General features: G+C 62.2%; 14 protein-coding genes and 5 pseudogenes. 4 read left to right on the top strand and 15 right to left on the bottom strand.

Going from position 1 to position 18,208, the window contains the following annotated elements; genetic code table 11:
* Positions 1 to 170: 170 nt before the first annotated feature.
* The gene (locus tag CCGE525_RS36730) at positions 171 to 428 is read left to right on the top strand and encodes a WGR domain-containing protein (RefSeq protein ID WP_120709219.1); all 258 of its coding nucleotides are present in this window, start codon (positions 171 to 173) and stop codon (positions 426 to 428) included.
* A 284-nt stretch (positions 429 to 712) separates the two neighbouring features.
* Here the strand turns inward: CCGE525_RS36730 and CCGE525_RS40010 are convergent.
* The 10 genes and pseudogenes from CCGE525_RS40010 to CCGE525_RS36690 form a co-directional block, all read right to left on the bottom strand.
* Positions 713 to 799 (bottom strand): annotated as a pseudogene (locus CCGE525_RS40010) (DUF6428 family protein); the annotation flags it as partial.
* A gap of 233 nt (positions 800 to 1,032) precedes the next feature.
* A complete protein-coding gene (locus CCGE525_RS38700) occupies positions 1,033 to 1,206 on the bottom strand; it encodes a hypothetical protein (RefSeq protein WP_162950443.1) in 174 nt (57 codons plus the stop codon).
* A 439-nt stretch (positions 1,207 to 1,645) separates the two neighbouring features.
* Positions 1,646 to 1,957: a DUF736 domain-containing protein gene (locus tag CCGE525_RS36725; protein WP_162950442.1), complete on the bottom strand. Its 312-nt coding sequence runs from the start codon at positions 1,955 to 1,957 to the stop codon at positions 1,646 to 1,648.
* A gap of 631 nt (positions 1,958 to 2,588) precedes the next feature.
* A pseudogene (locus CCGE525_RS36720) lies at positions 2,589 to 2,858 on the bottom strand (zincin-like metallopeptidase domain-containing protein); the annotation flags it as partial.
* A gap of 2 nt (positions 2,859 to 2,860) precedes the next feature.
* Positions 2,861 to 3,763 (bottom strand): ArdC family protein, encoded by a 903-nt coding sequence (locus CCGE525_RS36715; RefSeq protein ID WP_120709141.1) that lies wholly within the window; start codon positions 3,761 to 3,763, stop codon positions 2,861 to 2,863.
* Positions 3,764 to 4,154: 391 nt separating this feature from the next.
* Positions 4,155 to 4,883, bottom strand: coding sequence for a sulfite exporter TauE/SafE family protein (locus CCGE525_RS36710; RefSeq protein ID WP_245472428.1), 729 nt, complete (start codon positions 4,881 to 4,883; stop codon positions 4,155 to 4,157).
* Between the two features lie 293 nt (positions 4,884 to 5,176).
* Complete coding sequence (locus CCGE525_RS39770; RefSeq protein WP_342637469.1) at positions 5,177 to 5,413, bottom strand: hypothetical protein; 237 nt, start codon at positions 5,411 to 5,413, stop codon at positions 5,177 to 5,179.
* A pseudogene (locus CCGE525_RS36700) lies at positions 5,409 to 6,179 on the bottom strand (site-specific integrase); the annotation flags it as partial. The gene CCGE525_RS39770 and the pseudogene CCGE525_RS36700, both read right to left, overlap by 5 nt.
* 141 nt (positions 6,180 to 6,320) lie before the next feature.
* Positions 6,321 to 6,538: pseudogene (locus CCGE525_RS36695) on the bottom strand (ArdC-like ssDNA-binding domain-containing protein); the annotation flags it as partial.
* Positions 6,539 to 6,778: 240 nt separating this feature from the next.
* Positions 6,779 to 7,366 carry a hypothetical protein gene (locus tag CCGE525_RS36690; protein WP_120709140.1) on the bottom strand — a complete coding sequence of 196 codons (588 nt, stop codon included), beginning with the start codon at positions 7,364 to 7,366 and terminating at the stop codon, positions 6,779 to 6,781.
* Between the two features lie 566 nt (positions 7,367 to 7,932).
* On the opposite strand from CCGE525_RS36690, the gene CCGE525_RS38695 reads away from it, so the two are divergent.
* On the top strand, positions 7,933 to 8,298 hold the full coding sequence (locus CCGE525_RS38695; RefSeq protein WP_162950411.1) for a hypothetical protein: 366 nt from the start codon (positions 7,933 to 7,935) through the stop codon (positions 8,296 to 8,298).
* Here the strand turns inward: CCGE525_RS38695 and CCGE525_RS39425 are convergent.
* The 4 genes and pseudogenes from CCGE525_RS39425 to CCGE525_RS36665 all read right to left on the bottom strand — a co-directional run bounded on the left by CCGE525_RS39425 (position 8,182) and on the right by CCGE525_RS36665 (position 11,700).
* Positions 8,182 to 8,441: pseudogene (locus CCGE525_RS39425) on the bottom strand (hypothetical protein). The gene CCGE525_RS38695 and the pseudogene CCGE525_RS39425 overlap by 117 nt on opposite strands.
* Before the next feature lie 38 nt (positions 8,442 to 8,479).
* Positions 8,480 to 9,364, bottom strand: coding sequence for a DUF7007 domain-containing protein (locus tag CCGE525_RS36675; RefSeq protein WP_120709139.1), 885 nt, complete (start codon positions 9,362 to 9,364; stop codon positions 8,480 to 8,482).
* Positions 9,361 to 9,837 (bottom strand): hypothetical protein, encoded by a 477-nt coding sequence (locus CCGE525_RS36670; RefSeq protein WP_120709138.1) that lies wholly within the window; start codon positions 9,835 to 9,837, stop codon positions 9,361 to 9,363. Before CCGE525_RS36670 ends, CCGE525_RS36675 begins: the two co-directional genes overlap by 4 nt.
* 90 nt (positions 9,838 to 9,927) lie before the next feature.
* Positions 9,928 to 11,700 (bottom strand): ParB N-terminal domain-containing protein, encoded by a 1,773-nt coding sequence (locus CCGE525_RS36665; RefSeq protein ID WP_120709137.1) that lies wholly within the window; start codon positions 11,698 to 11,700, stop codon positions 9,928 to 9,930.
* Positions 11,701 to 12,097: 397 nt separating this feature from the next.
* On the opposite strand from CCGE525_RS36665, the gene CCGE525_RS38690 reads away from it, so the two are divergent.
* Positions 12,098 to 12,298 carry a hypothetical protein gene (locus CCGE525_RS38690; RefSeq protein ID WP_162950410.1) on the top strand — a complete coding sequence of 67 codons (201 nt, stop codon included), beginning with the start codon at positions 12,098 to 12,100 and terminating at the stop codon, positions 12,296 to 12,298.
* A complete protein-coding gene (locus tag CCGE525_RS36660; RefSeq protein WP_245472426.1) occupies positions 12,279 to 12,854 on the top strand; it encodes a phospholipase D-like domain-containing protein in 576 nt (191 codons plus the stop codon). The genes CCGE525_RS38690 and CCGE525_RS36660 overlap by 20 nt, the downstream gene beginning before the upstream one ends.
* A gap of 246 nt (positions 12,855 to 13,100) precedes the next feature.
* On the opposite strand, the gene CCGE525_RS36650 is transcribed toward CCGE525_RS36660, so the two are convergent.
* Positions 13,101 to 18,191, bottom strand: a complete 5,091-nt coding sequence (locus CCGE525_RS36650; RefSeq protein WP_120709134.1) for a helicase-related protein — start codon at positions 18,189 to 18,191, stop codon at positions 13,101 to 13,103.
* Positions 18,192 to 18,208: the final 17 nt, after the last annotated feature.

Below are 18,208 nucleotides of genomic sequence, written 5' to 3'. Positions count from 1 at the left end.
GGGATGGGCGGCAGTCGTATGGGCTTCGTGAGCGCAGCGGGCAAGCATGTGCCGAAGGCATCCCCTCCATGCCCGATGTCTCGCATATCATCACCGATATGAATCGATCCCTGCCGACCGATTCATAAGTGTCGTTGGACGTGGGTACCGAGATCAGCGATCCTGATCTCATGATATCGCAACCCTATAACCTGTATGTCGAACGCTTGGACGCCACGAGAAACATGGCGCGCTATTATGCGATGTCCATCGAACCGAACCTGTTCGGAGACATCTGCCTGTTGCGCAGGTGGGGTCGGATCGGCTCGAAGGGACAGATGATGGTGCATCATTTCGGCCGGGAGAACGAAGCGGTCCGGCTGTTTCTCGATCTGCTCCGTCAGAAGCGAAAACGCGGTTATCGGCCGCGTCCTTCGACGCCGACTTAAGAAAGGACTCGACCAAGAGGGCATTTTGATCGCGAGCTTCTCCGATTTTTCGGAGCAGGGCAGGAGTGGAAAATTGGGGAAGCGCCGTCCGCCGCTGGGGTAAGTTGGTAATAGAGAGAACCGCGGCCCCTGAAGGAAACGCGACCATATCGAGTGCCAAGCCGGAGGGGTCGAGGGTGAAATCCCTGACAGCCGGAGGCCAGTCGAGCGGGCGAACCGGCGCGTGGAACAACCCACGCGTGGAACAACCCAAAAGAGCCGCCTCAAATGAAGATCTCAGATCAGGCTTCAGGATTGGCGCCGCAATCGAAGGCGGAGAATTGACCGGACTTGACCTCGGTGACGCGGTAGCCGGGCTTATGCCGCGCGCCCTTCGTCATGGTTCTGATGATGCGAGCGCAGATCGATCTTCGACAGGAGCCCGGCTTCCTCCCCCGTGAGCTTGATGTGGTGCCTCTCCATCGGAGCCCTGGCTGATTCTCGAATCCCGACATCAAGAGGATCACTCGAAACCGCAGGCGAAGATAGACGTCCTGCCGGGTAACCGTGGATATCCACCGAAGCCTCATAGAGGGAGGTAATGTCCCTCCCTCAGATACTGACCTCACTCGAGGTCGGCTAGAAATGTTTTGATGTCACGTTCAAACTGCTCTTCCTCGGCCCGAGCCTGTGCAACAAGGACAGCCAGTTCGGCTTCGGCCGCGGCGCGTTCTTCCGGGGCGAAGAGGCAGCTGCGAAGCTCAGCACGCAGCTCGTTGATCTGATCGATAGTGGTCATGTTGATCGTCTCCTTTTGATGACGTCAATGGGACCACGTGCACCCGAAGTCCGGGTCAGGGATCGCGGGACGCGACCGGCGGAGCCGGCGATCGGGGGAGCCGATTTTTGCCGGACGTAGTGCAACGAAGGGTGACCAAAATTGGGGGTACTGGTCGTCCTTGACGTTGGCTGAGCAGCCGTAGAATAGAACGGCAGAAAGAAGAGAACCCGCGTCCCCGACCAGGTGACGCGACCGCGTTTGATCCCGGATTATCTCAAAATTGGAGGAACCGCGCATCGTTGAGGCCGGATATCCTACCGGCCCTATAGCGGCATTTGCGCAAACAATATTCCGGTTCCGTATTCCACCGAAAAAGCCGACGGCAGGCTCGATGCCTGTCGTCGGCTTGTCTCTGTCGACGGTTGGCCCCGCCGCAGGGGCGGGGCCTGTCCGGGTCTCAGTCGCGGTTGGGGCGGGACCAGATCAGCTGGTAGCCTTCCTCGCCGTCGACCTCGGTGAGCGTTGCGTAGATCGGGGCGGGGAAGCTCGGGTCGTCGAGCTTGACCGAGAGGTAGTCGCGATCCGTCTGCTCGGAGCGCTTCTGCCAGGCGGCGCCGAGCTCGACATTGCCTGCGTAGATGCGGAAGTGCGGGCCCTTGTCGGAGGGGTTCTCGATCCGGGCGATGCGGGCCTTGACGTTGAGGGCGAGGGTGCGGATCGAGCCGTTGAAGCCGGATTCGGAAGTGGTAAAGGTGCCGATGGTTGCCATTGTCGTATTCCTTTCGCTGTTTCGGGCCGCGCCCATCGCGGCCTCGATGGCTGTCACAAGGATCGGGGACGATCTGTCCGCACCCGGAGGGCCGGAACGAGGTGGAGGGCGGCCAGGAGAAACTTTGTTGTTCCGCGAGGAATGAGCGCATAGCGCTCAGGGGAAGAAAGTTTTGGAAGGCCGTTGCGGGAAGACGATCGAGGCGAAGCCGTTCTTCGATCAGACATGCCACATCGAGCCCGCGAAGGACGTGGCTTGCCGCAGAGGTCCGAGGAATATGGCAATGGCGGCTCATCCCCGACTGCCTGCCCGAACCCCGCGACATTTGGTCCGTTTGCCATGCCCGCATGTCGAACCAAAGAACGCCGTAGACAGCTTACCACGGGGCGTTGCGTTGCCCATTCTTCGCCCTGTCCTCGCGCCTTGCGATTCGTCGCCTGGAGGATCTATGCCTCAGCAGACAAAGCCCTTTTTCGTCGAGATCAAGCCGCCCCGGAAGCTCAAGCCGATCGACCGGAAAACCTCGATCTAGGGCAAACTGGACCTCGCGGCTGAGCCTGACGCGCTCACTGCGATGAAGCAGGAAAAGTTGCCGGGCGCTGGCGAGACCAGCGACCGACCCTGAAGAGCCTCACGCAGCTAGCGGCTCGCCAGCGTTTTCGGGCTGCAGGGAATGCAGGAAAGTTACAGCCCGCTGCGCATGTGCCGCTGCCCGGAATATCGCCCTTCTGTCGTTGGCCAGGACCTTGAGCCAGGAGCTAAGGTAAGAGGCGTGATCAGGGCAGGGTTTGAGCTCGGGAGCAATGCCGAGATCGGCGCAAAGGAAGCAACTGCCCAGTTCGGCAATATATCCTGACAGTCCAGCCCCAACCTGAAATTTTTCCGCAGTGAAGACGGTGCTGATCATGCCGCCATCTCCTCTGTCTGGGGCTGCTGGGCGTGCATCCAGTCGGCCGCCTGCTGCGCCTTGCTCGCTGCGGTGAAGATGGCCCTGGGATCGTCCTTCAGGACTTTGAGCCACGAGGCGACATAGGCAGCATGATCGGGCCGTGGACGGTGAGCGATGCCGAGATCAGCCAGGACGAGCCCGCTGAGAATTTCCACGCAGCATTCTTCGGCGGCATAGGCCGCTGATCCGAAGCGCCCGGAAAGATCGCGGTCGAGCCTGTGCTTTGCACCACTGGCATGGCCGGTCTCGTGCAGCCAGACACCGTAGAATGACGCGGCGTCGCGGAATGAAGTGAACGGCGGCATGAACACGGTGTCGGCCGACGGGCGGTAATAGGCTTCCGACCCGCCGAACTCAGACTTGACGTCCAAGTTCGCGATGAACGCTTCCGCATGGGCGAGACGCTCAGCCTCGGACAGCACGGTCGTATCCGGCCGCTCGTAGCCGTCAACCTGCGCGATGTTGAAGACGGAAAATGCGCGGGCGAACATCCGCCGATACTCGTCATCATCGTCTTCATTGTCGGCCTGCCGGGAAAACTGAATCTCCCTCCACAAAACGACTGTGGTGGATCGTTCCCCTTCACGCACCTGCGCGCCGACATCCTGCCATTGCTTGTAGGTGCCCCAGAGGCCATCGCCATATCCGGCTGCGAAGCCTGCGGTCCAGAGGGCCAGCGTATTGATGCCGCGGTATCGCTTGCCGGATGAAACGTTGGTCGGACGCGCGACGCCCGTGCCGTTGTGGAACCAAGGTGCACGCCATTCGCCGGCACCTTGCTCGATCGCGGCAATGATCTCGGCCGTGACGCGCGAATAGACATCGGCACGCTTGGCCGAAGTGGGAGACCTGGACATTGGGGAATCTCCGCGGCCGGCGGCGCGAGCCTCTGTCGCCCCTTCAACCGACCGCCCGACTCCGGCCCTCCTCTTCCTCTCCAGGCGCCCGCTCGGGCGGCTGTTTCTGATTTTTTGTCTTGTCATAGTCATTGCTCCTTCTCCGCCGGGGCCTGTCCCGGCGTCGGAGCAGCGGATTGCGATACCTCAGGTGCAGTCGCGCACTCGCAGAGCCGAAGCGTAAGCGGAGGACGGCGATCAGCCGTTGCGCGGGTGCGCCGGGCATCGCGCGCTCCGACCACGCCGGGCCGGCTGCGGGCGGCAAGGCAAAGCCCTGCGCCTCAGCCCCATCAGCCGGCTTAGAGGATTAGATATATCGAGGAGGGTTGAGAGCCGGAGCAATCCCTCAGGATCATCGCAGCAGCAATCGGATGCCGACGAATAGCAAGATAGATGCTAGCACCCATTTGGTTGCGCGTTCCGACATGAACCTTAGGCCGATCCACGTCCCTGCGACCGCGCCAATGAGTGCTAGAACTGCAAAAAGACCGACCAATGGCGTCAGTCTTTGGCGGGCCAAAAGCACCGCAACCAAGCCGATGATCGAGTTCACGAGGATGAACGGGGGAGAAAGGCTTGCCGCACCTTTGGGAGACGTCCATGCAAGTGCAATGAGAATGGGGGCGAGGAAAACGCCGCCTCCGACCCCTGTCAGGCCAGATAAGAAGCCGGTTGCCACTCCGACAGCCGCGGCCGGAACTGGCCTTACTTGAATTTGGGTTCCAGTGATTGCGGCCTTCCTGGAAACCATCGACACAGCCGCCATGATCAACACGACCCCAACCACGGTGAAATACAAGCTGTCTTCCAGAACCAGCAATCCTCCTGCGAACGCTCCTGGAAGGGATGCAATGGCGATCCACCGAAACAGCCGCCAGTCGACCGTGCCGTGATTGTAGGCGCGCCAGGTCGCGTAGCCGGCTGCAATGACATTCAGCGCGAGAGCCGTGGGCCTGAGCTCGGCGGGCTGGACTCCCATGAACGCCATGATGGCGAGAAAGGCAGTTCCGCCAGCTTGACCGGCCGTGGCATAGATCGTCGAAACCAACGCGATCAAAATTGCTGTGACTATGGTGCCCAATATGTCTCTCGATCCAATGCTTGCACTATCAGGTCCACGGGCAAAGCCGTCGAGACGAGATTTGCGTCAAATATTCCCTATGGCCAAACGATAATCCAATCATCATTGCCTCAAGATGGTATTTTGCTGAGCACCCCTTCGATCCGCACCAGATCCTCGCGCAACGCCACGCGCTGTAGCTCCGATAGTCGCTTCTCCTTCAGCATGAGCTCCGCCTCCTCGGCAGATCGAGCCCAAGCAAGCCGATCCCTGGCGGTGATGCAGGCATTCGGGCAGAGCGTCGGCTGGCAAAGCTATGTCAGCGGCATCTTGTTGTCGCCACTGGTCGCCTGCTTCAAACAGACGGCCGTGCCGGGATCGAAGGGGCAATCGGCGAGCACGCCGACATGCAATGTCAGCGCGAGGCTCGCGAGCATGGCGGCCAATACCGGCCAAAGGGTCGTGAGATCACGAGCCGATGCCGAGGGAAATGACAGGCGTTCCAGGAACGTGCTCATGCCGTCACGAAGTTCCAGCAGCGGCGATCGCATCCGGCAAATCCAGCCAGACCTGACAGCCCGGGCGCTGATCGGCGAAAACGAGATCGGGGGTGAAGAGAGGTGACGCTTCTTCTAGCCGAAGACCCGTCGTCACCAGGAGATTGGAGAACAGCGCATTGCGAATGCCGTTGCGATCTCGGGCGCCGGGGCGCGCGCGGCCGTCAGGAAGCAGTCCTCCAAGGCCGATATCCCGAAACCGCCGATAGTCGTTGAGCGTTACGAAACTGACGTCCGCTCGACGCGCAGCAGGTTCATAGGCATCGTTCCGTGTCGCAATCTGCGCCCGCCGCCCAGCGTACCGTTGCCTCCAGACCGAGCGATGCGTGAAGGGTGCTTCCGCAATCAGTCCTTCCTGCACACCCCAGCGATATAGCCGATCGAGGCAGGCGACGGCGCGATTCCCGGTAGCAGCGGAGATACGTTGTCCGGCGTCGGCGCGGCGCCGGATGCGGTGATAGGTAAGGACATCATGCCGGTCGGCTTGCCATATCGTCTTTGCGCAGGCTTCCGAAAGAAAACGAGTCCAAACAAGAACGTCGTAGCCATAGCCACGAAGAGAATGGAGGGAGCGAACGCCGTTGACAGGGAGGTCGCGGAAAAAGCGGTCCAGTTCAGGATCATCGTATAACGTCCCGTCCCGTAGGATTATTGGGACATGGGCATCAAGGCCCTCTGCTGATCTGCGCTCCTGAATGGTGATGCTTGAAGATGCGATTACATTGTCCACAAGTTGTTCAACCTTCCCCCGGACCCCCATCCGGGGAGCCAGCTTCAACGAAGGGGTTCAACTTGCCCGGCGTTATCCAGGCCGGCCTCCGCCAGCTATGTGGGAGCGCTGCGGCCGGCCTGGATAACGCCTCCGTCAGTCCTGTTGCATCGACATCGGCAGGACACTGTGAGTCGTATATCCCCGCGCTACACCCTCCGACCACAGAAGCAGCACGTTGACGCCGGAATAGGGCTGCCCGCTGTAACGTCGTGGCCGGGTAATGCGGCCCGCCGCATTCGCCGCGTTCCATGGCTTCATCCAGGGCCGCACGCCTTTCGCCAAATCCTCGGCGATTTTGTCGGTATGCGGCTATAGAGATCGACTCGCTGTTTTTCTGTGTTGCTCATATCCAAGCCTCCGTTTCGAGGCCGCGCCCGTCGCGACCCGTTGCGGAGGGACGAAAGCAGGAGCAAGTCAGCCTGCGGCTCCTGCAGAACCGACGAACGGGAGCCGCAGGGCGCGCCATCATGCTATTTCGTTTCTTTTTGCTTGGCCGCGTCACCGACATGAAAACAGGCCGGCTCCGTGATGGAACCGGCCGATCTCGCGTTGCCGTAAAAGCGGGGCTAGAGCCCCGCCGGAGGCGTCTAGTCGAAGGCGGAAATCTGCGCTTGCGCCGCCTTGCGGCTCAGCGAAGCGCCCGGCTGTTCGACCGGTCGATCGAACGGCTTCCAGGTCTCGCCAATTACCTGCGCATAGGCGGCGACGGCGCCTTCGGCTGCCATTCTGAGAGAATGGGCCTGTATGCCCATGTCGGCCGCGAATTCCCGCTTGCGCTGGGCGGCGCTGTCATAGCCGACGGGTCCGTCGATGTCCTCGTCGCGGGCATCGTTGGCGGCCTTGGCCGTGGCATCGCGCGCCTCTGTGACAGCGCGGCTATAGAACTGGCCGGCGCCGTGGGCCGAGCCGACGAAGGCACCGACGATGCGCTGCAGGTGGATCTGCATGGCCTTGTCGCTCAGCCCGTCGCCGAGCGCATCTGCTGCCTCTATGACAAGGCGTTCGTGCAGGTCGCGAATGCCGTCGCTGTCGATGATGGCGGTGCCGAAACTCTCGGCGATCTTGAGCGCCTGGCTCGCGTCCGGGCAGGTCAGCCGGACCATCTCGATGGTGGCGCCCTTGCGCGGTTGCGCGACGCGCGCGGGTTGGCGAGAGGAGGGTGCGGGCTTGGCCATGGTCGTTTCCTTTCGAGGTCCTCCGAAGCGGCTCCGGCCCATGCCGGCTTGCCCTTCGGTGCGGTCACCCCGAACCGGCGGAAGACGTGCGCTTCAGGGTCCGGCCCTGCCTGGACAAACGGAGCCGGTTTGCGTGCGAAGAGGGCAATCTGCCCCCGAAAGAGCACGCGAGCCTGCTCCGTGATGGGCGGCGGGGTCCGGCCGCCCCGCGGCGCGACAGCGGCCTTGAAGGCACGGCGGCCGGTTCAGACCGCAGCAAACCGAAGGGCGATCCGGCATGGGGAAATCGTGAAGTTCCTCGAACGAAACGACAGGCGCTCCGGCTCATCTCCGACCATCCGGCTCGTTGACATCAACGCTCGGCCAATCGCTTGGCCGGCCTCGGCAAACGGTAAGATTGCAACCAGGTCGGACCCTGCGAATTGCGAAGCCCGCGCCACAGACCGGCGTCATCTTGCGGCGGCCCGCCCATCCAGGCGTTGTTGAGGATCGCTTTCCAGCGCCGGCCATGCCTGCGGGTAGGCCTGGAGTGCCGCTTGCTGTTCGGCTGTCAGAGGAGGCAACGGGTGGCGCGGACGACGGGCCGCATGCGTCTTTGGCCGGGTATCCGACCGACCCTCTTTTTGAGCGATCAGACGCCTGAGTTCCGCAACCCCGGCATTGAGGCAGGCTTCGCCGTCGAGGCGATGGAACTGCTGCCACAACGCGGTTCGCTCGGACGGCGACGCGCCGATACCGGCCCTCCGCTCCAGGTCTCCGATGGTGCATGGCAACGCCCTCCGGGCTGTAGCGACGACTTTGCCATCGGATCCCGCTCACACTCCAAATGCCGCGATTGCCGCCTCCTGCCGGGCAAGTTTCCTGGTAAGCGCAGCGACCTCCGGCTGTCACTCGACCCTCAGAGCTGCCAGGTTCGCGCCGTAGCGTTCTAGAAAGCGCCTGATTCCGATGGCTTGCCGCGGCGATAGAAAGGCTGGCGCCGGCGAAGCTGCGGAATGAGCGCTATCATGCGTCGCCTGATTTGCCGATCGATGAGATCGAGCTGACGCTGCGTATTCCGCCGCACCGCTTCCATTCTGGCAGCTGGCCGGCCTGTTGCTCAAAATTGAACCATTACGACGCCCTCCCACGCCAACCGGCGAAGCTGGAGGGACCGTCATAGGTGGCATGCTTCGCCTCATCGATGACGAAGCCGAACCGGCCGACCGCATACTCGCCGCTCGGCACCAGGAAGCGACGCGCTTCCACTCGCTCGCCGCGCTTGCCGCCGACCGTGGCGATCACCTCAGTCATCCCGGGGTGATGGTCCGAGCGCAGCGCCGATATGACAATCCAGTCGGTAGCATGCTCCCGAGCGAAGGCTTGGGCGTCCTTTTCGTACGACTCGCCGGGTGCGAGCGGGCGACCGAAGATCCGTTCCCAGGCATCCGGCCAGCTGTCGCGGATCGTCTTGTCGGCGCACTTGCGCTCATAGGTCGTGAACAGGTCCGGAAAGGTCAGCGCGACGATCGCCCATGCGGCATCTTCCTCGTACCAGCCGCCGTCTGCCCTGAGCATCGGATGGACCTTGGAATTGCGGGGGTCAGAAAGCTTGAAGCCGCCATGTCCTGCCGTCGTATGGGAAACAATTCCGTCGGCGTAGACGGTGGCACCTTGCGATGGCCCCCAGGGCGTGCTGCAGGTCATCCGGGCGGTCGAACGGGAAAGTAGACCCAGCTCGCGGCAATGTTCAGCCTGTTCGATCATTCGCTCCCGAAATGCCGTTTCGTCCTCGACAGCGCCATGATGCGAATAGAAGTCCTCGCGTTTCAGGGCGGCAAGCGGCCGCGACAGGCGCCAGGCGCTGGCGAGAAAGTACCGGCCGTCACCGCCCGGAACCATGGCGAAGACGAGATCGCCGACCCGCGCGACGTGCACGCCGTCGGCGCTTCTGCCAAACTCCACCCCCGAGGCGTCAGGGGTTGAGACCTCGGAGGATTGCGAAGGGAGCATAGTCATGCTGCAGTTCTCCCTTCGATCTCATCCGCGGCGACCTCGTCGGCAGTCACCTCCGAAAGAACGGCATGCGGATATCCATGCCGGCTGAGCCATTCCGCGGCCGCCTGCCGATTGTCCGCCAGATGAACCAGCTCTGCATTGGCGCCGGGGCGATCGAAGACGCGAACAGATCCAAGCGCGGGACGCCCGACGACTTTAAACGTCAGACCGCTATCAAGCGAAAAGGTCCGGTGGATACGGATGGCGATGACGCCGTTTGCCCCGAGATCACCCTCGTGAAGCGTGAAATACGGCAAAATGCTGGTAGTGCCGACGTTGCGCTCACCTTCCTTGCGGATCAAGCGGCCATGGCTGTTGCGGGTCTTCCATGCAGCAAGCTTCTTCCTGAACCGCTCGGGCGGTCGCGGGGTACCATCCGACCAGGCGACGATGGAGCCGATCGGGGCGAGGTCATAAATCAGAGACGCGGACATCGCATCCTCCTTGCATTGTTTCGGGTGGTGGAAATGAAACCGCCGCCGGGAGGTCCGGCGGTGGAACATCGGGCCAGTGAGACGGGGCGGCTATTCCGCCGCAATCCCGTAGGCGGCTTCGTCCTCGTCGGAGGCTTTATCTGCTGAGCCGGCGCCGCAATTTGCGCCATCCAGATCCGGAAGATCAGAACCGCCAGCGCCGCCGCTATTGTCTGGCTGGATATCGTCACCGATATCGCCGGCTGCTTCTTCGCCCGGGCCATTCTCTTCCTCGACGTCATCGGCATGTTTCATGAGATCGGCTATTTCTTTCGGATCGGGCTGGAACAGCGCCGCCGGAAGGACGAAGCTCGCGCCGGCCGATGCGAAATGGTCGACAAGCGCTGCGCGGGTTTCGCGGACGCGAGCCCGCGGTAGGATATTGACCGACTTGGCGGCCGCCTCCAGCGCCTGACGCGACAGGCACAGGAGGAAATCCTCCGTTCCCATGTTCGGCAGGAAACCGTCCGCGCCGATTGCCTCGCCGGCAATGCGAGAGACGGCGCCGCTGTTCGACATGCCGCGCCGGCACGAGAGCACGTCAATGAGCACGGAGCGGGCGGCGATACGCAGGTTGTCCATCTCGAGCGAGAGCCTTCCGTCTGCGGAAAAGAGGCGCGCGACATGACGCTGGAAACGCTTCGGGCCGAACACGGTGTCGTTGGCCCCGGAATCGACCCGAACATTGGTGCCGGCGAAGGCCATGACCAGGAGCGCCATCAACATGTCGTCCTCGATCGGCGTCCTAGCCAGCGCCTCGTGCAGCGCATCGGTACGGAAATCACCGACCATGTCCTGGCCCTTCTGCGTGACGTCGGGCCTGGTCGTGCCAACGGCGGGCTCATCGTCAACTTCAGTCGCTCCGTCTCCTGCCGGACCGGATCGGCCATCGGGTTTCCTGCCTTCCGGCATCCGGTAGTGGACGCTCTGCACCTTCCCGTCGCGATCGAGATACATCGCGGTGCAATCGCCCTTGGCCGGCTTGCCGTAGATGCGTTCGGCCTTCTTGGGCAGGTCGGGCTGGCCCCAATTATTGACCTCGACGATCGCGCCCTTCTTCGGAAGGTTGCTCGTCATCCATTCCTGCTGAGCGCCGAGGAATGCCTCGACATTGGTGGTGTAGCGATTGTCCTCATCGGCCGGGCCGAACAGGTCCTCGGCCCACTCGATACCGTAAGCCAGGCGGAGATCGTCGCCGAAGCTTGCATCGCGGGCATACATGCGGGTTTTCGAGAGCCCGTTGGCGATCTGCCACCAGGCTGCCGTATCTCCCTTCTTCGGCTTGTGGGCTTTCCAGACCTCTTTCTGCTCCTCCAGTGAGGCAGCCGCGATCGTTCGCAGCTGCTGCTCGTTGGGCATGTCGCCCTTCGCCATCTGGTCGAGCATGGAGGGAAGCACATTTGCGAGCAGGCGGAGCTTGCGGATCTGGCGGACGGGAAGCGCGAGCGCCACGGCGATCGCCTCCTCGGTCCAGGCGAGCGCGACCAAGCGCTCGATGCCTCTCCATTGATCGACTGGATTGAGCGGCTCGCGCGCGATGTTTTCGACCATCGAGCGCATGGCGCCGTTATCGTTGGCTGCCTCCACGACAATCACGTCGATTTCCTCGAGACCGGCGGCGACCGCCATGCGGGTACGCCGGTGACCCGCTTCGATGATGTAGCCATTGCCCCCGGCTTCCGGGAAAATGACCGGCGGCTGGATCACGCCGACGGCCCTGATCGTCGCCAAAAGCAGGGCGTCGGCCTGCGGCGTCGACTTCGACTGGCGCGTATTGTCGGGGTTGTCCTTCAGCGCACGCGGATCGACTTTCATCAGTTGCATGGGATGCTCCTTTTCGGGGGATTCTGGACACGGCCCTTTGCCTGCCCTTCTCGCGTCTTCATTCTTTCCGAAGACACCACCCGCAGCGCCGAGCGGGCTGGTGGGTGCAACTGCGGCCGAGCATCGCTGCCGCGACGGACGAGCGGGGCTCCAAGCCCTGCGTAGAACAAGTGGCCGCGATCGCGAGGGGGCGGTTGAGCTTCAGCGGCGCCCGGCTGAACGCTCTGCGACAGGGGTTTTCCTCTTCTTCTCCGCTTCTTCTTTCCCCGATGAATATTCTTTCTTCAAATCCGCCTCGAAGTAATGCACTGTCACACGGCTACAACTATCCCTTGCTTATACATTGACGTGACGATGGTGCTGGCGATCCGCTAGAGGGTCGAACAGGAGGGCTGGAATGTCTGAAATCGCGTTGAAGGTATTTTCCAATGCGGACGATGTTCACTTGGTGTGGTTGCATCAGAAAGACATCGTCGGATGCCTGGCCTTCGCAATCCAGTGCAAGCGCGATGAAGGTGAGCCGAAATTTCTGTCTAATCGAGCTCGTGAAGGGCGCGCGCCAAGGCGTTTTCTTCGTCATGTCCCAGCCGGGCAATGAACCGGTGCGCACGCTCCTTCGCATGCAGAGCGAGAAGAATCTCTGTGTGCGTGTGGTGGCGACCCAGCTGACGAGCAATGGGCTCGAAGACTTCAAATTGCTGAAGCAGGTTCCCGAGCAGTTCTTTCTCGATACCGCCCAGGCAACCGGGGTGGACATGTCCGTCGGCCGGTGGGCGGTCGAAGGAACCGCGAATGAATTCAGAAACAGCATCGGCCACGCCATCACGCATTCCAAGGTGCTGGTGATCGACCCGTTCAGCGACGATCCCATCGTGGTCACCGGATCGCACAATTTTTCGAAGTCCGCGAGCCGCGACAACGATGAGAACTTCCTGGTGATCCGCGGTCACAAGGAAATCGCGAGGCACTATGCGATCAATGCGGTGCAGACCTACAACCATTATCGCTGGTGGGCTTATCTGGAAGAAGCCGAGCGGGAAGACAGGGACCCGTTTCAATCTGTCTCGCGATCCGAAGTGGCAGCGGCGGCGGACAACGGGCGAGACAAAGCGGATGCTGGCCTTCTGGCGTCCCGACGCCTGAGCCTGCGTTGAAACAGGGTGAGCGATCGGAACAAAAAATGGGCCAGCGGAAACCGCGGCCCATGAAGTGTGAAGGTCAATAAACCTCCAGAGGGGAACAGCTGTTGCGGCGGCACCGGGAGGAGAGGCCGCCATGTGCATCAGCTGTGTGCAGTATGGACGTTTTTTGATCAGGCGGAAGACATTTATTGTGCAATGCAGCTATGCGCATGCTGCGCTGCTTCCAAAACCCTGCCGCGAACTGAGCTTGGCTTAGCATCATGCGGCCACGGCGGGTCCCGTCATGGCCGCGGTCGCCAATGCCTCGTCGACATCACGAAGCTGCCGGCGCTTGTCGGCAAGCTCATCTCCAAATGCGAACATGCCGCCCTCGCGCGTGCGATAGGAGGCAAGGCGCCGTTCGGCGTCGTGCAGCCGCCGGCGATAACGTGCCTGTTCCTCGTCGAACCCGTCGAGTGCATGTTCGAGCCGCGAGACCGCGCCGAGCGGCGTGACGGTCACCGCCAGATCAATCTCCTGGGCCGCATTGGTACGCTGCAAGAGGGTCGTATAGCGATATCCGTCGTTCCTGCCGAACCGCTCGCCCGAATAGATCAGATCGAAGCCCCCGATGGCCGCGATCTGAACCTCGCCCTCCTGCTGCAACTGAACGAGCGTGAGGATTTCCTTCATCAGCGCGCGACCGGCAAGCTTGCGCTCGTCGTAGGGCTTGCCCACAACCGTCATGGCGAAGGCTTCGCCAGCGGTCGGCACGAGGCGCTTAAGGTCCGTGCCGATCTCTAAGACGCGGCGGGTCGACGTCTCGATCTCGCGTTCGGCGTCGCGGATCTGGCGGCGCACAGCATATTGATCGTCCTCGTGAGCGGCCCGCAGCCGTTCGAGACGGGCGATGTCTGCCTCAAGCCCTGCCTTTTGCATCAGCCGTTCGTCGCCGCTCGCAATCGCCTTGGCCATGGCGAACTGGTTTGCAGCCCCTTCGCCCAGATCTTCAAGCCGGCGGATCGACGTATCGCCGGAAAGTGCTGCGGCAATGAAGCGGGCCTTGCGCTCGTTGTTCTGCCACATCGAGGCGTCGAGCGACCCTTGCGTGGCGTATGCGAAAATATCGACTTCGTCATGCTGGTTGCCCTGGCGCACGATCCGGCCCTCACGCTGCTCGATTTGCGAGGGCAGCCACGGGACGTCGAGATGATGCAGCGCCTTGAGGCGAAGCTGAGCATTGACGCCGGTGCCCATCGTGTCCGACGAGCCGATCAGGAAGCGGACCTTGCCGGCGCGGACGTCGGCAAACAGCCGCTGCTTGGCCTCGGTCTTCTTGTAATCCTGCATGAAGGCGATTTCGGATGCCGGAACGCCCATGCGCACAAGCTCGTCCCTGATCCAGCGGTAGGCCGAAAAGCCGCGGCTCTTCTCAACGTTGATGGTGCCGAGATCGGAGAAGATCATCTGCGCGGCGCCCGGCAGTTCGAAGGACTTGCCGTCGGGTCGCACAAACGTGCTTTGCGACGTCTCCTGCCAAATGCGGAAAGCGTTCTGGACCAGCAGGTTGAGCTTGTTGTCCGGCTCGTTGTCATTGTCCGCATCGACAAGACGGAGATCGATGGCGGCGTGGCGACCGTCGGTGATGACCGAAAGCAGGATGTCGTCGCCGGGCTGCGCCGGCCCCTCACGCATCTCGATCGCCTTGATCCGGGCATCGAGGATCGTCTGATAGTTCTTGAAGGCCTGCGTCGGCTTGGCTGTTAGAATCTGCCGGCGGCCGGTCGAGATATCAGGCACCTTGACGTATTCGCGGAGATCCTCGGGCATCACCACGTCGGCGAACGACCGGAACATCGCAATCAACTCCGGCACGTTCACGAAGCTCGCAAAACGGCTGACGGGCTTGTATTTGCCCGACGGCTGGATCTCCAGTTCCGTGGTCGTGTCACCGAAGGTAGAGGCCCAGGCGTCGAATTCATGCAGCCCGCGTTCGGTCAGCGCCGCGTGACCGAGCAGACGTTGGACCGAGAACATTTCGCCAAGCGTATTGGTGATTGGCGTCCCCGAAGCCAGAACCAGAGACCGGCCGGGGTTCTTCGTCTCGATGAAGCGGGACTTGACGTAGAGGTCCCAGGCACGCTGCGAACCGTTCGGGTCGATACCTTTCAGCGTAGACATGTTGGTGGCGAAGGAAAGCTTGCGGAATTCCTGTGCCTCATCGACGATGATCTGGTCGATGCCGATCTCCGAGATTGTCAGCAGATCGTCCTTGCGGGTCGACAACGCCTCCAACCGTTCCTTGAGGCCCTCCTTCAGCCGTTCGAGCCGCTTGCGCGAGACTCGATCCTCGCTGTCGACCTTGGTCAGCAGTTCCTCGTAGAGCTCGAGCTCATCCTGGATCATCTGTTGCTCGAAACTCGATGGCACGGCGATGAACCGGAAGGCCGAGTGCGTGATGATGATCGCATCCCAGGTTGCGGTAGCGGCGCGGGAAAGGAAGCGAGCCCGCTTGTCCTTCGAAAAATTCGTCTCGTCGGCGACGAGAATGCGGGCGTTCGGATAGAGCGCCAGAAACTCGCGCGCAGCCTGGGCCAGGCAATGGCCGGGCACCACCAGCATCGCCTTGGAGATCAGTCCGAGCCGGCGCTGTTCCATGATGGCGGCCGCCATCGTCATCGTCTTGCCGGCGCCGACGGCATGCGCGAGATAGGTTGAGCCGGACGAGATGATGCGGCAGATACCGCGTTTCTGGTGCCCATAAAGAACAAAGGCGCCAGAGGCGCCGGGCAGGACTAGGTGTGAGCCGTCGAAACGCCTGGGCGCAATATTGTTGAAGCGATCGTTGTAGACCCGCGCCAGCCGGTCGGTACGATCAGGATCGGTCCAGACCCAGTCCTGGAAGGCCGTCTTGATCTTTTGCAGCTTGTCGCGTGCCGCTTCGGTATCGACGACGTTCAACACCCGCCTCTCGCCGTCTCCATCCTTGAACACATCGAAAATCTGCGGCACCCGGCTGTTCAGCGCATCGGCGAGCAACTCGCCGGCGTGCCGGCGATCTGTTCCCCATTCGGATGTCCCGGCCGCCGTCCATCCGAGCTGCCGCGCCTCGACGGTCCAAGAGCCCAGTTCCGGCATGTGGTGGATCCTGATCTCCGCACCCATGGTCTCGCAAATGAAAGCGACGATGTCGGCCGCCGGAATCCAGGGAGCGCCAAGTCGAGCGGTGATATCGGACGGGCGGAGATCGGCGGGCTGCACCTCTTGGAGCGCGCGGACATTCCGACGATAGGCGGGATCGAGCTCGGCCGCAGCCGCGGCGGCAGCAAGTTTCGTTCGCACGGCCCCCGAAAGATAGGCATCGGAGGTTTGCCATGAGCCGTCGGCGGGATCGCGAAAGATTGCGTCGCCGAGCGCATCGAGAACTGCATCTGTGTCGCAATGGAGAAGCTCGGCGATATGGCCGAGGTCGACATGACCACGATCGTTCAGCACGACGGCGAGCGCATCGGCCGCGGAGGTGATGACAGGCGGGGCAGGCGGAGCGATGACACGCTCGGAAAAGATCGGGCCCGGTCTGGCGGTATCGGTTTCGAGATCATAGTCCTCGATGGAGGCGACCAGCCAGCAATCGGGGTCGTCCAGGAAGGGTGCAAGGTTCGGGCGGCGGTGCGTTTCGCGGACTTCACCCGTCTCTTCATCCTCGCTGATCGAAACCCTCGTATGGTTGATCGGCCCGAAGTCACGAACGAAGCTTGACCAGGCGATGCGCAGCCGCACTTGGGCGTCGCGCCACGGCCGGTCGAGTTCCTGGCCTTTCAGGACCTCGCGCACCGCGTCCCGGACGGGGATCAGCTTCTTGATGATGCGGACATGCTTTTCCGGCACGCCGTCGGCGCTGCGGCCTTGGCTGACACGAACCGCCACGGGAGAGCCGTCGATCATCTGCATCAGGCCCTGCTTGTTGTCGATGAAGAAGCTGCCTTCACGGACACGCGTACTGTTGGGCCTCAAGTCAACGATGTCGCCCAGTTCGTCTTCGACAGCGACGTCAATTTCGGTCGGCTCGCCGTCATAGATAGCTTCGGGAAGACGCTGAACGGCGGCATTCAGGGCCACATCCACGCTTTCGCCGGCACGAGGCAGGCAGGTATAGGTTTCGCCAAAGGCTCCGGAGGCCAGCGCGTGCTCTCCGAGCACGCAGTCCGGATGCTGCGCGAACCACCGGTTCACGCGGATGACACCTTCCTCTTCGGTCGCACCGCGGACCTCCTCGACATCGAGCCAGCTCGGATCCCCTGCCGGTTCGCCGGCCTTTCGCTTGCGGAAGAACAGGATGTCGACGACGACGTCGGTGCCGGCGTCTTGCCGAAAACTGCCTTCAGGCAGCCGGATGGCGCCGACCAGGTCGGCGGCTTTTCCAATATGATCGCGGCATGTGCGGTCGGCCTTATCCATCGTTCCAGCGCTGGTGACGAAGGCCGCCAGTCCGCCGGGCTTCAGGAGATCAATCGAGCGCGCAATGAAATAGTCGTGTAGCCTCAGACCGAGCGAACGGTATTGCCGGTCGGAGCGGACCGTCCGATCGGAGAAGGGCGGATTGCCGATGGCAAGATCGTAAATTGCCGAGAGTTGCGTGCGCGAGAAATCGGCGTTGATGATGCGTGCGTGTGGCTGCAGCAGCCGTACGATGCGTGCCGTGACCGGATCGAGCTCGAGGCCGGTGACATAGCTGATGTCACGATACCCGACAGGCATCAGCGCCGGAAACAGGCCTGTCCCGATCGCGGGTTCCAGCACCCGGCCGCCGCGCCAGCCGAGTCGCTGCAGGCCGGTCCAGATCGCCCGGACGATAAATTCGGGAGTGAAGTGAGCATATTGGGTGCAGCGCGCAAGCGAGACATAGTCGCTTTCCGTGACCGAATCCTCCAGGGAACGGGCGAGATCCTCCCAACCGTGGCGGAAGGCCGCTTCGCCCGGCCGGCGGAACATGCCGTTGGCGAGCTCAGAGCTGCCGAAACCGGTAAAGCGTATCAGCCTAACCTGCGCGTCGCGCGTTGCCGGCCGATCCTGTCTCTCGATCTCAGCGGCTGTGAGAATGGCCGCGATGCTTAAACGCCCCCGTTCCTTCCAGGTGGCGGCCAAACCGCGATCGCCGTCGTCGAGGTAGAAGTTGGCGTGCGCTTCCTGCTTTCGTTGCGCCTTCTGCATGGCAGGCGGGAGGGCACGCGCGGGGGAAGGGGCAGGCGTCGTCGGATCCGGATCGTCGTCATTGGCGGCAAAACCGCCAAAGGCGGTGACGCCGATGCCAATGCCAGACGACAGCGCGCGGCCGGCGAAGATGTCGAGGGTTAAGGGATCGTTGCTCATTGAAAGCTCCTTGTGAT

Origin of the sequence: Rhizobium jaguaris, assembly GCF_003627755.1 — a bacterium.
Taxonomy (GTDB): domain Bacteria; phylum Pseudomonadota; class Alphaproteobacteria; order Rhizobiales; family Rhizobiaceae; genus Rhizobium; species Rhizobium jaguaris.
Note: the sequence above shows the minus strand (reverse complement) of the source record. Positions and strands in the feature narration are given on the sequence as shown.

What these genes read in the sequence shown, in the direction of transcription:
- CCGE525_RS36730 (WP_120709219.1), top strand. Translation starts at nt 171, where the DNA reads ATGATATCGCAACCCTATAACCTGTATGTCGAACGCTTGGACGCCACG.
- CCGE525_RS38700 (WP_162950443.1), bottom strand. Translation starts at nt 1,206, where the DNA reads ATGACCACTATCGATCAGATCAACGAGCTGCGTGCTGAGCTTCGCAGC.
- CCGE525_RS36650 (WP_120709134.1), bottom strand. Translation starts at nt 18,191, where the DNA reads ATGAGCAACGATCCCTTAACCCTCGACATCTTCGCCGGCCGCGCGCTG.
- CCGE525_RS36690 (WP_120709140.1), bottom strand. Translation starts at nt 7,366, where the DNA reads ATGGCCAAGCCCGCACCCTCCTCTCGCCAACCCGCGCGCGTCGCGCAA.
- CCGE525_RS36675 (WP_120709139.1), bottom strand. Translation starts at nt 9,364, where the DNA reads ATGACTATGCTCCCTTCGCAATCCTCCGAGGTCTCAACCCCTGACGCC.
- CCGE525_RS36660 (WP_245472426.1), top strand. Translation starts at nt 12,279, where the DNA reads ATGTCCCAGCCGGGCAATGAACCGGTGCGCACGCTCCTTCGCATGCAG.
- CCGE525_RS36715 (WP_120709141.1), bottom strand. Translation starts at nt 3,763, where the DNA reads ATGTCCAGGTCTCCCACTTCGGCCAAGCGTGCCGATGTCTATTCGCGC.
- CCGE525_RS39770 (WP_342637469.1), bottom strand. Translation starts at nt 5,413, where the DNA reads ATGCGATCGCCGCTGCTGGAACTTCGTGACGGCATGAGCACGTTCCTG.
- CCGE525_RS36725 (WP_162950442.1), bottom strand. Translation starts at nt 1,957, where the DNA reads ATGGCAACCATCGGCACCTTTACCACTTCCGAATCCGGCTTCAACGGC.
- CCGE525_RS36670 (WP_120709138.1), bottom strand. Translation starts at nt 9,837, where the DNA reads ATGTCCGCGTCTCTGATTTATGACCTCGCCCCGATCGGCTCCATCGTC.
- CCGE525_RS36665 (WP_120709137.1), bottom strand. Translation starts at nt 11,700, where the DNA reads ATGCAACTGATGAAAGTCGATCCGCGTGCGCTGAAGGACAACCCCGAC.
- CCGE525_RS38690 (WP_162950410.1), top strand. Translation starts at nt 12,098, where the DNA reads ATGTCTGAAATCGCGTTGAAGGTATTTTCCAATGCGGACGATGTTCAC.